Origin of the sequence: Paracoccus sp. 08, from assembly GCF_024105395.1 — a bacterium.
Lineage (GTDB): Bacteria > Pseudomonadota > Alphaproteobacteria > Rhodobacterales > Rhodobacteraceae > Paracoccus > Paracoccus marcusii.
Genome location: NZ_WEKR01000009.1, coordinates 61,723 through 76,756, shown reverse-complemented (window position 1 = coordinate 76,756; position 15,034 = coordinate 61,723). Strand labels below are relative to the sequence as shown.

12 protein-coding genes and 1 tRNA gene are annotated in these 15,034 nt (G+C 60.9%); 10 read left to right on the top strand and 3 right to left on the bottom strand.

Features of this window, described 5'->3' with window-relative positions; genetic code table 11:
• The first annotated feature begins 202 nt into the window (after nt 1-202).
• The 5 genes from GBO37_RS04920 to GBO37_RS04900 are packed head-to-tail and all read left to right on the top strand — an operon-like array spanning nt 203 to nt 8,433.
• Nucleotides 203-2,656, top strand: a complete 2,454-nt coding sequence (locus tag GBO37_RS04920) for a type I restriction-modification system subunit M (protein ID WP_256479926.1) — start codon at nt 203-205, stop codon at nt 2,654-2,656.
• A 2-nt stretch (nt 2,657-2,658) separates the two neighbouring features.
• On the top strand, nt 2,659-3,903 hold the full coding sequence (locus GBO37_RS04915; RefSeq protein WP_252927598.1) for a restriction endonuclease subunit S: 1,245 nt from the start codon (nt 2,659-2,661) through the stop codon (nt 3,901-3,903).
• Nucleotides 3,900-4,643, top strand: a complete 744-nt coding sequence (locus tag GBO37_RS04910) for a DUF429 domain-containing protein (protein ID WP_252927558.1) — start codon at nt 3,900-3,902, stop codon at nt 4,641-4,643. Before GBO37_RS04915 ends, GBO37_RS04910 begins: the two co-directional genes overlap by 4 nt.
• A gap of 6 nt (nt 4,644-4,649) precedes the next feature.
• The gene (locus tag GBO37_RS04905; protein ID WP_252927556.1) at nt 4,650-7,715 is read left to right on the top strand and encodes a type I restriction endonuclease subunit R; all 3,066 of its coding nucleotides are present in this window, start codon (nt 4,650-4,652) and stop codon (nt 7,713-7,715) included.
• Nucleotides 7,705-8,433 carry a M48 family metallopeptidase gene (locus tag GBO37_RS04900; protein ID WP_256479919.1) on the top strand — a complete coding sequence of 243 codons (729 nt, stop codon included), beginning with the start codon at nt 7,705-7,707 and terminating at the stop codon, nt 8,431-8,433. The genes GBO37_RS04905 and GBO37_RS04900 overlap by 11 nt, the downstream gene beginning before the upstream one ends.
• 791 nt (nt 8,434-9,224) lie before the next feature.
• On the opposite strand, the gene GBO37_RS04895 is transcribed toward GBO37_RS04900, so the two are convergent.
• Nucleotides 9,225-9,311 (bottom strand) — tRNA-Leu (locus GBO37_RS04895).
• A gap of 107 nt (nt 9,312-9,418) precedes the next feature.
• On the opposite strand from GBO37_RS04895, the gene lipB reads away from it, so the two are divergent.
• From lipB to GBO37_RS04875, 4 genes are all read left to right on the top strand, one after another.
• Nucleotides 9,419-10,063 (top strand): lipoyl(octanoyl) transferase LipB, encoded by a 645-nt coding sequence (gene lipB / locus GBO37_RS04890; protein ID WP_252927552.1) that lies wholly within the window; start codon nt 9,419-9,421, stop codon nt 10,061-10,063.
• Between the two features lie 116 nt (nt 10,064-10,179).
• On the top strand, nt 10,180-10,620 hold the full coding sequence (locus tag GBO37_RS04885; protein WP_045981595.1) for a cytochrome c family protein: 441 nt from the start codon (nt 10,180-10,182) through the stop codon (nt 10,618-10,620).
• Between the two features lie 176 nt (nt 10,621-10,796).
• Nucleotides 10,797-12,473 carry a cytochrome c oxidase subunit 1 gene (locus tag GBO37_RS04880; RefSeq protein ID WP_252927551.1) on the top strand — a complete coding sequence of 559 codons (1,677 nt, stop codon included), beginning with the start codon at nt 10,797-10,799 and terminating at the stop codon, nt 12,471-12,473.
• A gap of 13 nt (nt 12,474-12,486) precedes the next feature.
• Nucleotides 12,487-12,981 carry a DUF2244 domain-containing protein gene (locus GBO37_RS04875; protein ID WP_252927550.1) on the top strand — a complete coding sequence of 165 codons (495 nt, stop codon included), beginning with the start codon at nt 12,487-12,489 and terminating at the stop codon, nt 12,979-12,981.
• On the opposite strand, the gene GBO37_RS04870 is transcribed toward GBO37_RS04875, so the two are convergent.
• Entirely contained in the window at nt 12,978-13,166 is a 189-nt protein-coding gene (locus tag GBO37_RS04870; protein ID WP_252927549.1) for a DUF3008 family protein, read from the bottom strand. The genes GBO37_RS04875 and GBO37_RS04870 overlap by 4 nt on opposite strands.
• A 45-nt stretch (nt 13,167-13,211) precedes the next feature.
• A complete protein-coding gene (locus GBO37_RS04865; protein ID WP_046001160.1) occupies nt 13,212-13,673 on the bottom strand; it encodes a GatB/YqeY domain-containing protein in 462 nt (153 codons plus the stop codon).
• 154 nt (nt 13,674-13,827) lie between these two features.
• On the opposite strand from GBO37_RS04865, the gene carA reads away from it, so the two are divergent.
• Entirely contained in the window at nt 13,828-14,976 is a 1,149-nt protein-coding gene (gene carA / locus GBO37_RS04860; protein WP_252927548.1) for a glutamine-hydrolyzing carbamoyl-phosphate synthase small subunit, read from the top strand.
• Nucleotides 14,977-15,034: the final 58 nt, after the last annotated feature.

Here is a 15,034-nt window from a genome sequence, read left to right as displayed (position 1 = left end):
TGCAGACCCGGAGCGCGAAAGACACGGAATTTGGCTTCGGACAGCTGACCAGTCTGGCCGGAGTTGAGCTAATGGCCATTGCCGAGTAGGGCAAAAGTGATCGTGACGATAGCGATTGAAAAATACGAGCGGTTAAAGGCGATTAAGGCGGATCGAATGCTTCCAAACATCGGATCGCCTCAAGGAATAGAGCAGAAAACACATGGCAGTTAAAAAGTCCGAAATCTACAGCTCTCTCTGGGCAAGCTGCGATGCGCTTCGAGGCGGAATGGATGCGTCGCAGTACAAGGACTACGTTCTCGTCCTGCTCTTCGTAAAATATGTTTCAGATAAGTACGCTGGCGATCCGGACGGGCTGATCGAGATCCCCGAGGGCGGTAACTTCGCTGACATGGTGGCGCTGCGTGGCAACAAGGATATCGGCGAAAAGATCAACATCATCATCGCTAGGCTGGCCGAAGCGAATGACCTAAAGGGTGTGATCGACGTTGCCGACTTCAACGACCCGGAGAAGCTCGGCACTGGCAAGGAGATGGTCGATCGGCTCTCGAACCTTGTCGCTATCTTCAATCGCCCGGAGCTGGATTTCCGCAAGAACCGCGCGGATGGCGACGATATCTTAGGCGATGCCTATGAATACCTGATGCGCCACTTCGCCACCGAGTCGGGCAAGAGCAAGGGGCAGTTCTACACCCCATCCGAGGTGTCGCGGATTATGGCAAAGGTAATAGGGATCGGCGCTGCCCGCAGCGCGGATCAGACGATCTACGACCCCACCTGCGGTTCCGGCTCGCTGCTGCTCAAGGCGCATGACGAGGCGCCCTATGACCTGACCATCTACGGCCAGGAAAAGGATGTCGCCACCCGCGCCCTGGCGAAGATGAACATGGTCCTGCACGATTGCCCGACCGCGGAAATCTGGAAGGGGAACACGCTTTCAGCCCCCCACTTCGTGAACCCGGACGGCAGCCTGAAGACCTTCGACTACGTGGTCGCCAATCCGCCCTTCTCGGACAAGGCGTGGTCGACGGGTGTTTTCGATGAGGGCAAGACCAACCTCACTGCCCGCTTCACGGTCGAGGGCGAGCGCCCGCCACAGAAGAACGGCGATTTCGCTTATCTGCTGCACGTGATCGCTTCGCTAAAGTCCACGGGCAAGGGCGCTGTCATTCTGCCCCACGGCGTCCTCTTCCGCGGCAATGCCGAGTCCACCTTGCGCCGTTGGATCGTCAAGCGCGGCTATATCAAGGGCATCATCGGCCTGCCGGCGAACCTGTTCTACGGTACCGGCATTCCCGCCTGCATCGTCGTGCTGGACAAGGAATACGCCCAGACTCGTACCGGCATCTTCATGATCGACGCCTCCAAAGGCTTCGTAAAGGACGGCAACAAGAACCGCCTGCGCAGCCAGGATATCCACAAGATCGTCGATGCCTTCACCAAGCAGGTCAAGATCGACAAGTACTCGCGCATGGTCCCGCTGGCCGAGATTGAGGAGAAGGACTTCAACCTCAACATCCCCCGCTACATCGACGCCTCGGAACCCGAGGACCTGCAGGATATCGAGGCGCATCTGAATGGCGGCATCCCGGTGCGCGATGTGGATGCGCTGGGTGACTTCTGGCAGGTCATGCCCGCCGTGCGTCACGATCTCTTCGCTCCCGGCGACCGGCCGAGATATCTGACGCCGAAGGTCGAGGCGGCCGAGGTCAAGCGCGCGATCCTGAACCACGCCGAATTCGCCGCCTATGCCGACACCGTCACCACGATCTTCGACGCATGGCGCGCGGCGCATATCGACCGGCTGCGCGGCATTGCCATCGGCGACAAGCCCAAGGACCTGATCCATGTGATCTCCGAGGATCTGCTGGAACGCTTCAAACCCGTGCCGCTGATCGACGGCTATGACGTGTATCAGCACCTCATGACCTATTGGTCCGAGGTCATGCAGGACGATGTCTATATCCTTGTGCAGGACGGCTGGAAGGCAGGGCGCGTGATCCGCGAACTGGTAAAGAACGCCGAGGGCAAGTTCACCGAAACGCCCGACATCACGCTGGGCCGGCGCAAGCTGAAAGCCGAACTGATCCCGCCCGCGTTGATCGTGGCCCGGTTCTTCGCAGCTGAAAAGGCCGCGTTGGAGGCGCTGGAAGCCAAGGCCGAGGAAGCCGCCCGCGCGATCGAGGAACTGGACGAGGAACACGGCGGCGAGGATGGGCTGTTGGCCGACGCCAGGACCGAAAAGGGCAAGCTGACCACGAAGTCTGTCAAGGACCGGATCAAGGACATCCGCCACGACCGAGACGCGGCCGAGGAGATGGCCATGCTCAAACAGGCGCTGCGGCTGATCGAGGCCGAGGCGAGTGCGGCCAAAGCTGTGAAGGAGGCGCAGGCGGCGCTGGATGAGGCCACGGTCAAGCACTACGCGAAACTGACCGAGGATCAGGTGAAGACGCTGATCGTCGAGGACAAGTGGCTGGCGCGGGTGCAAGGCGATGTGGCGGCCGAGGGTGATCGCGTCAGCCAGGCGCTGGCCGGGCGGGTGAAGATACTGACCGAACGCTATGCCGCGCCGCTGCTGGTGTTGGAGGATCGCGCGCAGGCCCTGGGCGCGAAGGTGGCAGAGCACCTGAAACGGATGGGGTTCGCCGCGTGACGATGCAGGAGAAGATCAGGCCGGGCTACAAGCAGACAGAGGTTGGGGTGGTTCCTGAAGACTGGGTCTGCGCGCCTCTAAACAGCCTTGGCGAAATCTTGACTGGTGGTACACCACCTACCGGTATCCGCGACCTTTGGGGGAGTGGGTATCCTTGGGTGACCCCAAGCGATATAAAGGGGTATCGAGACATATTTGAAACTGAAAGGTCAATAACTGCCGCGGGCATTGGACGTTTGCGTGCTCTTCCCCAAAATACAGTGCTGGTCACATGTATCGCAAGCATAGGGAAAAATGCGATACTGAGGAGGGCCGGATCATGCAATCAGCAGATTAATGCCGTCGTTCCGCGCTCCTCGTGTTCTCCTGAATTCATCTACTATCTGATGGAGCATAGTGTCGACCGACTAAAAGCGAACGCAGGCATCACGGCAACCGCGATAATTTCTAAGAAGACTTTTGGAAGCCTTCTTTTCGCGGTGCCCGATTTTTTAGAGCAAAGTGCGATCGCAGAGGCGCTTTCAGATGCGGATGCGCGGATTGCGGCGTTGGAGGCGTTGATTGCCAAAAAGCACGACCTCAAGCAGGCCGCCATGCAACAGCTCCTAACCGGCAAAACCCGCCTGCCGGGCTTCTCGGGCGACTGGGAGGTGAAGCGGTTGGGGGAGTTGGGTTCGACTTATGGTGGGCTGACTGGGAAATCCAAGGTGGATTTTGGGCATGGTTCTGCAAAATATATTCCTTTCATGAACATAATGGCCAATGTCGTTGTCGACCCCAATAGTTTAGAGAGAGTCGACGTAAGGCCCGGGGAGACCCAGAACCAAGCCCGCGCTGGCGATCTTTTCTTCAACGGCTCTTCGGAAACGCCTGAAGAGGTTGGAATGTGTGCGCTGCTGGCAGAAAATGTCGAGGACCTATACCTTAACAGCTTCTGCTTTGGTTTCCGGCTTAAGTCGGATGCCGCTGCAAATGGTTTGTTTCTGGCTGGCTACTTCCGCAGTCAGCAAGGCAGAGACCTGCTCGCGTCGCTTGCACAGGGAGCAACACGCTATAATCTTTCAAAGCGGGCTCTTCTAAAGGTAGAATTCGCTTGTCCGCCTCTGGATGAACAAGTCGCAATCGCCGAGGTGCTCTCCGACATGGACGCAGAGCTCGCCGCTCTGGACGCCGAGGCCAAAAAGGCCCGCACCATCAAGCAGGGCATGATGCAGAACCTGCTGACTGGAAAGGTGCGGCTGGTATGACGGTGGTCGATGCCCAGCGCGAACACTTGTTCGTCGGCTGGGATGTCGGCGGCTGGAACTGCGACAAGAACCAGAACAGCCGCGACGCGCTGGTTGTGCTGGATCACACAGGCCAGTGCATCGGGCAGCCCTGGCGGGGCAATTTGCGCGAGACGATCAACAGTGCAACCACGCCCGCGGCGTTCCTCGCCGAGCTGCTCGCGCTCTGCAAGCTTGGCAATCCCGGGCAGTCCCCACACGCCACGCTCGCTATCGACGCGCCGCTTGGCTTCCCCGAGGCCTTCGCCAGTTTGATCGCGGGTGGCACCCCGGTCGATCAGATCGGTCGATCGGCGGCGAACCCCTACCTTTTCCGGCACACCGAGCGGCGGCTGGTGGCCGAAGGGGTCACACCGCTCTCGGCAATCAAGGACATGATCGGCAGCCAAGCGACGAAGGCCATGCACGTGGTCGCCCGCTTTGCCCCACAGCGCCTGTCGCCCGGCATCTGGACAGATGGAAAGCATCTGACCGTGATCGAAACTTACCCGGCACTCTGCCGCGCCCGCCTCGGGTTGCAGGTTGGAACTGAACCGATCCCGAAAACCGGCCGCGACGCAGATATCCATGACGCCGAGGTCTGCGCGCGCATCGCCCGAGATTTCGATTTGAACCGCGAGCGCCTTGAATCCCCAACCGATGACACCCCGGCATCGGAAGGTTGGATTTGGGCGCCGCGCCGCGTTTCTGTTGAGGCATAGTTCACGATGAGCACCGTTGGCCAGATTGAGAGAAGAACCCAGAAGCGCGTTGTCGACCTGTTTCGGAATTCGTTGGGCTATCACTACCTAGGCAACTGGATCGATCGCGCCGACAAGATCGGCCGCCCAAACCGCAACATCGAGGACGAGTATCTGCGCTCCTTCCTGCAAAGGCAGGGCTATTCCCCAGAACTAATCACTCGCGCGATCCAGCAGCTGACGAAGGTCGCCAGCGACCAATCCCGCAGCCTCTACGACACCAATCGCGCGATCTATGACCTGCTGCGCTACGGGGTAAAGGTGAAGGCCGATGTAGGCGACCAGACCCGCACCGTCTGGCTGATCGATTGGGCAAACCCTGATGCCAATCATTTCGCCATCGCCGAAGAGGTCGCGGTGAAGCCCGCAGGCGACAAATCCTTCGGCAAGCGCCCGGACGTTGTGATCTATATCAACGGGATTGCGCTGGGCGTGCTGGAGCTGAAGCGGTCGACCGTATCGGTGTCCCAGGGCATCCGGCAGAGCCTCGACAACCAGAAGCGGGTCTTCATCCAGCCGTTCTTCACCACCATTCAACTGGTCATGGCCGGGAACGACACCGAGGGGCTGCGCTATGGCGTCATCGAGACGCCCGAAAAGTACTGGCTGACATGGAAAGAGGAAGGCGGGCCAGAAAACCCCCTGGACCGCGCGCTGGTCCAGATGTGTGCCAAGCCCCGGTTCCTTGAACTGATCCACGATTTTCTGGTGTTCGACGCCGGCGTGAAGAAGACCTGCCGTCACAACCAGTATTTCGGTGTGCACGCAGCGCAGGACCACATCCGTCGACGTGAGGGCGGTATCATCTGGCACACTCAAGGGTCGGGCAAGAGCCTGACGATGGTATGGCTGGCCAAATGGATACGCGAGAACGTGCCCGACAGCCGGGTGGTGGTGATCACCGATCGCACTGAGTTGGACGAGCAGATCGAGAAGGTTTTCAACGGCGTTAACGAGGAAATCCTGCGCACGAAATCCGGCGCTGACCTGATCGCCCGGCTAAACGACACGAACCCATGGCTGCTGTGCTCGCTGATCCACAAGTTCGGCGGCAAGGAGGACAGCGAGGCGGACGTCGAAGGCTACGTCGAGGATTTGAGGAGCGCGCTGCCTAAGGATTTCCGGGCCAAGGGCAACATCTTCGTCCTCGTGGACGAGTGCCACCGCACACAAAGCGGCGATCTGCATAAGGCGATGAAAGCGATCCTGCCCAGCGCGATGTTCATCGGTTTCACCGGCACGCCGCTGCTGAAGGCCGACAAGCAGACTAGCCTCGAAGTGTTCGGCCCTTATATCCACACCTACAAGTTCGACGAAGCGGTGTCGGATGGCGTGGTGCTGGACCTGCGCTATGAGGCCCGTGATATCGATCAGAACATCACGTCGCAGGCGAAGATTGACAAATGGTTCGAGGCCAAGACCAAGGGCCTGACTGATATGGCCAAGGCGCAGCTGAAGAAGCGCTGGGGCACGTTGCAAAAAGTCCTCTCTAGCCAGTCACGGCTGGAAAAGATCGTAGCCGATATCCTGATGGACATGGAGACCCGGGACCGGCTGCAAAGCGGCCGCGGCAACGCCATGCTGGTGTCTTCGAGCATCTATCAGGCGTGCAAGTTCTACGAGCTGTTCGATAAGACCGATCTGGCCGGCAAATGCGCGATTGTCACCTCCTACAAGCCCTCGCCGAACGACATAAAGGGCGAGGAAAGCGGCGAGGGACTGACGGAACGCCTTCGACAGTACGAGATCTACAACAAGATGCTGGGTGGGAAGGAGCCCGAGGCATTCGAGAAGGATGCGAAGCGGAAGTTCATCGACGAACCTGGGCAGATGAAGCTGCTGATCGTGGTCGACAAGCTCCTGACCGGATTTGACGCCCCCTCGGCCACGTATCTCTACATCGACAAGAAGATGCAGGACCACGGGCTGTTCCAAGCGATCTGCCGGGTGAACCGGCTCGACGGGGATGACAAGGAATACGGCTACATCATCGACTACAAGGACCTGTTCAAGAGCCTTGAGACCTCGATCAAGGATTACACGGCCGAGGTTTTCGATGGTTATGACAAGGCGGATGTCGCGGGCCTGCTGTCTGATCGGCTTGAAAAGGCACGCGAGAGACTGGACGAGGCCTTGGAAGCCGTCCGGGCGCTATGCGAACCGGTTGGGCCGCCCCGCGATACCCTCGCCTACCAGCGCTTCTTCTGCGCAAAGGACACCACCGACAAGGCGGCGCTGAAGGAGAACGAGCCGAAGCGGCTGACCCTCTATCGGCTGGTGGCCTCGTTGTTGCGCGCCTATGCCGATGTGGCAAACGAGATGGAAGAGGCCGGCTATTCCGAGGCCGAGGTCGCTAGCATCAAGGCGGATGTCGACCACTTCGAGAAGGTGCGGAACGAGGTGAAGCTGTCGAGCGGCGACTATATCGACCTAAAGATGTACGAGCCCGCCATGCGGCACCTGATCGACACTTATATCCGCGCTGAAGAAAGCGAAGTCATCTCAGCCTTTGACGATGTTTCGCTGATACAGCTGATCGTTGAGAGGGGGGCGGATGCCGTGAACGCCTTGCCCCAGGGCATTCGCGAGAGCAAAGAAGCAGTTGCGGAGACGATCGAGAACAACGTCCGCAAGCTGATCATCGACGAGACGCCGATCAATCCGAAATACTATGAGAAGATGTCCGAACTGCTGGATGCCCTGATCGAGCAGCGCAAGCGGGACGCGCTGAATTATCAGGAGTATCTTGCTCAGATTGTTGATCTCACAAAAAAGGCCCAAGGCATTGAAACAGTCGCTTCTTATCCAGCCGCGCTGAATTCGAAAGCGAAGCGTGCGCTTTTCGACAATCTCAATGGGGACGAGGACCTCGCGTTGGCAGTCGACGATGAAATTCGCCTAACGAAAAAGGATTCGTGGCGCGGCAACAAATTCAAAGAAAAGGAGGTGCGGAATGCAATCAGGAAACATGTCGCTGACCCTGGGAAGCTCGACGTAATCTTTGAGCTGGTGTGGAATCAGGATGAGTACTGACGCCGACCAGCTATCTGTGGGAGGCTTCGAGGTAGAGGTAGTTCGAAAGCCGATCAAGAACTTGCACCTGGGGGTCTATCCGCCACATGGACGGGTCCGAGTTGCGGCGCCGCTAGAGATGAGCGACGAGGCCGTGCGCCTCGCTGTGGTCACCCGCCTTGCTTGGATCAAGCGCCAGCAGGCCAAGTTTACGGCGCAACCGCGCCAGTCCGAGCGACGCTATATATCAGGCGAAACCCACTTCTTTCTAGGCCAGCGGTACCGATTGAACCTGATTGACGGCTGCAAGGCGGGACAGGTCACAGTTCGCAACAGCACGACAATTGATCTCTATGTGCGCAAGGACAGCGATCTTGCTATTCGAAAGCGGGTGTTCATTAACTGGTACCGACAAGAGCTTCGTTCGCGAGCTCAACCCTTGATGGAGCGCTGGGCGACAGAATACGGCATCACCCCGCCAATCTGGGGTATCAAGCGAATGAAGACTAAATGGGGCACTTGCAACATTGAGGCGCGCCGGATTTGGTTAAACCTCGAACTGATCAAAAAGCCACCACAATGCTTGGAGTACGTGATCGTTCATGAGCTTGCGCATTTTTTTGAGAGAAATCACACCAAACAGTTCGTCGCCCTTCTCGATCAGATGCTGCCACAGTGGCGGATCGTCCGTGACGAGCTGAGCGCGGAACCTCTGGCGTATGAAGATTGGGGTTCCTGACGATGGGAGCTGCACATTTCCAATGCATCACTAGTACCAACGTCAATATCAAAAAAATTAGGTAATTTCGATCACGATCGAAGCGGACGCATCTAGGCCTGAAATTAGAACTATTTCAAAAGCACGCATGTCTCCTAGGTGACTATTTACCTATACTACTGGGACCACTTCAGCGCGGTTACGAGGGTCCTGACCGAATTGGCCTAGGGTCGCTACCGAGATTTTTGGCACCAAGGCCATTTGCTCAACCCTCCCCCATTCCTATCAAAAACACTGGAGACATCCCAGCGTAGACAAGATGCGAGACGCTCTCGGGAAACAAGGTGGCGGAACAGTCCCTCATCTAGCGTCGTTATTCGCAGTGAAATCTGATTTGGTAATGGCGTAAATACTTCCTCTAAGTTGCCGCCGCGCCGCTACCCATCGCCCAGGTATACTTCGCTAGCAAAAACGTGTGAATTGTAGAGTTTACGATTTCAAGAATTTAGGACCGGCGCTTGAGGAGGTAGACTCTATGCGGATGGGACCCTAGGCGCCTCCAGCCCTCCCCCCCCCCGGAGATATCGAATCCTTTGATGCGCCAGCACCTGCACTAACCAAGACCTTCTAACAAGATAGCTTGTTCATCTCAAACGTAGAGGCATAGGTCCCCAGACCTACGTTCGGAGCGCCTACGAATGTCTTCCCTAAATGCAAGAAGCAGTGCAGCACAAAAGGGGGGATAAGGTGGGGGATTGAGTACTATCCCACCATCTCAACCAGCTGTAAATGAACAATTTTTCTCAAATAAATGGTGCGGCCGAGAAGACTCGAACTTCCACTCCGGTTAAGGAACAGCGACCTCAACGCTGCGCGTCTACCAATTCCGCCACGGCCGCATCCGGGCAGTGCGCGCCTGATAGCCGAGGCCGGTTGCAAAGAAAAGCGGTTTCTGCGGATGCCGACGGATGTTGACGGGGACGGACGAAGAGGCCACATCGCAACCATGGTTGAATGGATCATCAGCAGCGGCCTGACCGCGCATGCCGACGCCGTGGCCCTGATGGAGGATCGCGTGGCGCAGATCCATGCAGGCCAGGCCCTCGAGGCCGTCTGGCTGGTCGAACACCCGCCCCTGTACACGGCCGGGACCAGCGCCCGCCCCCAGGACCTGCTGGACGCGCGCTTTCCGGTGCACCAGACCGGGCGGGGCGGTCAGTACACCTATCACGGGCCGGGCCAGCGCGTGGCCTATGTCATGCTGGACCTGAACCGGCGTGGCCGCGACGTGCGCGCCTTTGTCGGACAGCTGGAGGGGTGGGTGATCGACGCGCTTGCCAGCTTCGGCGTGTCAGGCCAGATCCGCGAGGGGCGCGTGGGCGTCTGGGTGCCGCGTCCCGACAAGCCCCCCCTGCCCGATGGCCAGATGCGCGAGGACAAGATCGCCGCCATCGGCGTCAAGCTGCGCCGATGGGTCAGCTTTCACGGCATCGCCGTCAACGTGGACCCCGACCTGTCGCATTACGGCGGGATCGTGCCCTGCGGGATCAGCGGGCACGGCGTGACCTCGCTGGTCGATCTGGGGCTGCCGGTGGGGATGGCCGATCTGGACGTGGCGCTGCGCCAGGGTTTTGCGCGCACATTCGGCTAGGCCGGCGATCAATTCTTTCCATGCGACCTTTCGATGGCTGGATTTCCGGGGCGCGTTGGTCCTACGGTGCCCTTCGGGAGACCACGGCCCCTCCAGGGCCCAGCGAGGAACTACGCATGAAATCAGCCATTGTCGGCGCCCTGTTGGGCGCGACCCTAGCCATCCCCGCCGTCGCGCAGGAAGCGGGCGACGCCGCCGCGGGCGAGGGCGAATTCCGCAAATGCCGCGCCTGCCACATGATCCAGGACGACAGCGGGACCGACATCGTCAAGGGCGGGGCCACCGGTCCCAACCTGTGGAACATCGTCGGCGCGCCCATCGCCCACATGGAAGGCTTCAACTATGGCGACGGCCTGCTGGCCGCCAAGGAAGCCAACCCGGACATGGTCTGGACCGAGGAGGAGCTGGTCGCCTACGTGACCGATCCGACGGCCTGGGTGAAGGAAAAGTCGGGCGACGATTCGGCCCGCAGCAAGATGACCTTCAAGCTGAACCGCAACCAGGCGGACGTCGCGGCCTATCTGGCCTCGGTTTCGCCGGACGCGCCTGCCGAATAACACTCTGACGCGGCCCCGTGCCGCCTTGGCGCCCCGGCCGGGTTTTTCGGACCCGGCCGGGGCGTTTGCCTCCGGGGCCACTGTGACGCATTGCCCGGTGCCGGCAGGTGGTCTAAAGAATGCGTGATAATGACGGTCGACAGGCCGGATCGACGACATCTTGAGGGAGTTCGGGTATGGCAGACGCAGCCGCACACGGCCACGACGACCATCATGACACACGCGGGTTCTTCACCCGCTGGTTCATGTCCACCAATCACAAAGACATTGGTATTCTTTACCTTTTCACCGCCGGCCTGGCGGGCCTGATCTCGGTCAGCTTCACCGTCTACATGCGGATGGAACTGCACGAGCCGGGTGTGCAGTACATGTGCATGGAAGGCGCGCGATTCTTCGCGGATGCCGCGGCCGAATGCACCCCCAACGGTCACCTGTGGAACGTCATGATCACGTATCATGGCGTGCTGATGATGTTCTTCGTCGTCATTCCGGCGCTGTTCGGCGGTTTCGGCAACTACTTCATGCCGCTGCAGATCGGTGCACCGGACATGAGCTTCCCGCGGATGAACAACCTCAGCTACTGGCTCTATGTCGCGGGCCTGCTGCTGGGCATCGCCTCGCTGCTGGCACCGGGCGGCAACCAGCAGCCCGGTTCGGGCATCGGCTGGGTGCTGTACCCGCCGCTGTCGACGACCGAGGGCGGCTATTCGACCGACCTCGCGATCTTCGCGGTTCACGTCTCGGGCGCCTCGTCGATCGTGGGTGCCATCAACATCATCACCACCTTCCTGAACATGCGCGCCCCCGGCATGACGCTGTTCAAGGTGCCGCTGTTCGCCTGGTCGGTGTTCATCACCGCCTGGCTGATCCTGCTGGCCCTGCCCGTCCTGGCCGGCGCCATCACCATGCTGCTGATGGACCGCAACTTCGGCACGAACTTCTTCAACCCGGCCGGCGGCGGTGACCCGGTGCTGTACCAGCACATCCTGTGGTTCTTCGGCCACCCGGAAGTGTACATCATCATCCTGCCCGGCTTCGGCATCATCAGCCATGTCATCGCGACCTTCTCGCGCAAGCCGATCTTCGGCTACCTGCCGATGGTACTGGCGATGGCCGCGATCGGGATCCTGGGCTTCGTCGTCTGGGCGCACCACATGTACACCGTCGGCATGTCGCTGACCCAGCAGAGCTACTTCATGCTGGCCACGATGACGATCGCCGTGCCTACGGGCATCAAGGTCTTCTCGTGGATCGCGACGATGTGGGGCGGCTCGGTCGAGTTCAAGACGCCGATGCTCTGGGCCTTCGGCTTCCTGTTCCTGTTCACCGTCGGCGGCGTGACCGGCGTGGTGCTGAGCCAAGCGCCGCTGGACCGCGTGTATCACGACACCTACTATGTCGTGGCGCACTTCCACTACGTCATGTCGCTTGGCGCGGTCTTCGCGATCTTTGCGGGCATCTACTACTGGATCGGCAAGATGTCGGGTCGCCAGTACCCGGAATGGGCCGGCAAGCTGCACTTCTGGGCGATGTTCATCGGTGCGAACCTGACCTTCTTCCCCCAGCACTTCCTGGGCCGTCAGGGCATGCCCCGCCGCTACATCGACTATCCGGTGGAATACGCCTTCTGGAACGCGATCAGCTCGTGGGGCGCCTATCTGTCCTTCGCGTCGTTCATCTTCTTCATCGGCGTAATGTTCTACACCCTGTTCGCCGGCAAGCGCGTCACCCAGAACAACTACTGGAACGAGTACGCCGACACGCTGGAATGGACCCTGCCCTCGCCCCCGCCCGAGCACACGTTCGAGCAGCTGCCCAAGCGCGAGGACTGGGACCGCAGCCCGGCCCACTAAGGCACATCCCTCGATGCCCTATCGTTGGACAGAAACGGCCCCGGACACGTCCGGGGCCTTTTTGCAAACCGTGACCCTGTGGCCGCACCGATCGCTGCCCAAACGGGGCTTCGTGTGGTTCATCGGAACGACGGCCACGCTGCTGCTGCTACCGATTCTGGCGGTTCTGGGGACGCAGGTGCTGTGGGGGCTGCTGCCCTTCATGATGCTGACGGTGGGGGGCGTGTGGATCGCCCTGCACCAAACCTATCGCACCGGACAGACGCACGAGGAGCTAGTCATGGACCGCAGCCGCCTGCAGATCCGGCGCAACGATCCGGGACGTCCAGAGCGCCTGTGGCAGACCAACAGCTATTGGGTGCGCCCCGGCCTGCGCAATGGTCCGGTCGAGGCCTATCTGACCCTGTCCAACGGCCAGCGCGAGATCGAGCTGGGCGCGTTCCTGACCCCCGATGAACGCCGCGACCTGTGCGACGACCTGATGCGGCGGCTGGCGCGGCTGCGCTAGTCGTCGTCGGCGCGCTCCGGCAGGTCGTCGTGGTCGGTCTTGGCAAAGTCTTCCAGGTCTGCCTCGGTCATGCTGTGATACATGTCCTTGGACGCGCCCTGAAGGTCGCCGACCTTCGTCTCGCCGCGCTTGGCGGACAGGGCGGCGCCTGCGGCGCGTTGCTGGGCTTTGGATCGTGCGGGCATGGGGTCACCTCCTGCCCGCACAACGCGTGATGCGACGCGCGGGTTTCAGGCCAGCAGGCGCGCCTTGACGGCCGGACCCACCGCACCGAAATCCATCTGGCCGGCATGGCGCTCCTTCAGCGCGGCCATCACGCGACCCATGTCGCGGATGCCCTCGGCACCCAGATCGGCGATGGCCGCGTCGATCGCGGCGGTCGTCTCGACGCTGTTCATCTGGCGCGGCAGGAACTCCTGGATCACGCCGATCTCGTCCTCCTCCTTGGCGGCCAGCTCCAGACGGCCGCCCTCCTCATAGGCCTTGGCCGATTCCTGGCGCTGCTTGACCATGCGCGACAGGATCATGACCAGGTCGCCCTCGGTCAGGGTGCCGTCGGTGTCCCCGCTGCGCGCGGCGATCTCGCGGTCCTTGACGGCGGCGGCGATCAGGCGCAGCGTCGACAGCCGGGCGCTGTCGCGGGCCTTCATCGCCTCTTTGGTGGCGGCTTGCAGCTTGGCGCGCAGATCCATCTTCGTCTCCAACCCAAGGCGCGGGATGCGCCCGAAAGAACCGCATCTAGCCCCCCGGCGCCTGCGTTTCAAGCGCGGCTCCCGGGCCGCTGCGGGTTGACCTTGGGGCGTCCGCCCCCTATTCACCGGCTGATTTCATTCCAGAGGTGCCGACATGGCTGCTAAACCGACCGCCTGCCTGGCGCTTGCCGACGGGACCGTCTTCTATGGCATGGGCTTTGGCGCCCCCGGCGAGGTCGTCGCCGAGCTGGTCTTCAACACCGCGATGACCGGCTATCAGGAGATCATGACCGATCCCTCCTATGCCAGCCAGGTCGTGACCTTCACCTTTCCCCATATCGGCAATACCGGCGTCACGCCGGAGGATGACGAGGCTCCCGATCCGGTCGCAAGCGGCATCGTCGTGCGGTGGGACCCGACCGAGCCGTCGAACTGGCGCAGCACGTCCGAACTGACCGACTGGATGGCCCGCCGCGGCCGCATCGGCATCGGCGGCGTGGACACCCGTCGCCTGACCCGCGCGATCCGTCAGCAGGGTGCACCCCACGTCGTCCTGGCGCATGATCCCGACGGCACTTTCGACATCGAGGCGATGATCGCCCGCGCCCGCGACTGGCAGGGGCTGGTCGGCCTGGATCTGGCCCGCGGCGTCAGCTGCGCGCAAAGCTATCGGTGGGATGAGGGGTCGTGGGAATGGGGCGCAGGCTTCGGCACCGCACCCGGCGACAAGCCGTTCAAGGTCGTGGCGCTGGATTACGGTGCGAAACGCAACATTCTGCGCTCTCTGGTGGCCCATGGCGCCGATGTCACCGTCCTGCCCGCCACCGCCACCGCCGAGGAGGTGATGGCGCACGAGCCCGAGGGCGTGTTCCTGTCGAACGGCCCCGGCGATCCGGCGGCCACGGGCGAATATGCCGTCCCGATGATCAAGGACCTGCTGGGCCGCGACATGCCGATCTTCGGCATCTGCCTGGGTCACCAGATGCTGGCGCTGGCGCTCGGGGCCAAGACGGTCAAGATGGGCCACGGCCATCACGGTGCGAACCACCCCGTGCGCGACGTCGAGACGGGCAAGGTCGAGATCACCTCGATGAACCATGGTTTCGCCGTCGATTCGCAAAGCCTGCCGGTCGGTGTGATCGAGACCCATGTCAGCCTGTTCGACGGCAGCAACTGCGGCATCCGCATGCAGGACAAGCCGGTCTTTTCCGTCCAGCACCACCCCGAGGCTTCGCCCGGTCCCCAGGACAGCCTGTACCTGTTCAAGCGGTTCACCGATTCGATGCGCGCGCGCCGCGCCTGATGACGAATTCATCCCGTGCGACCGGATTTTGCCGGTCGCGCGGGATCGCTTAATCTTC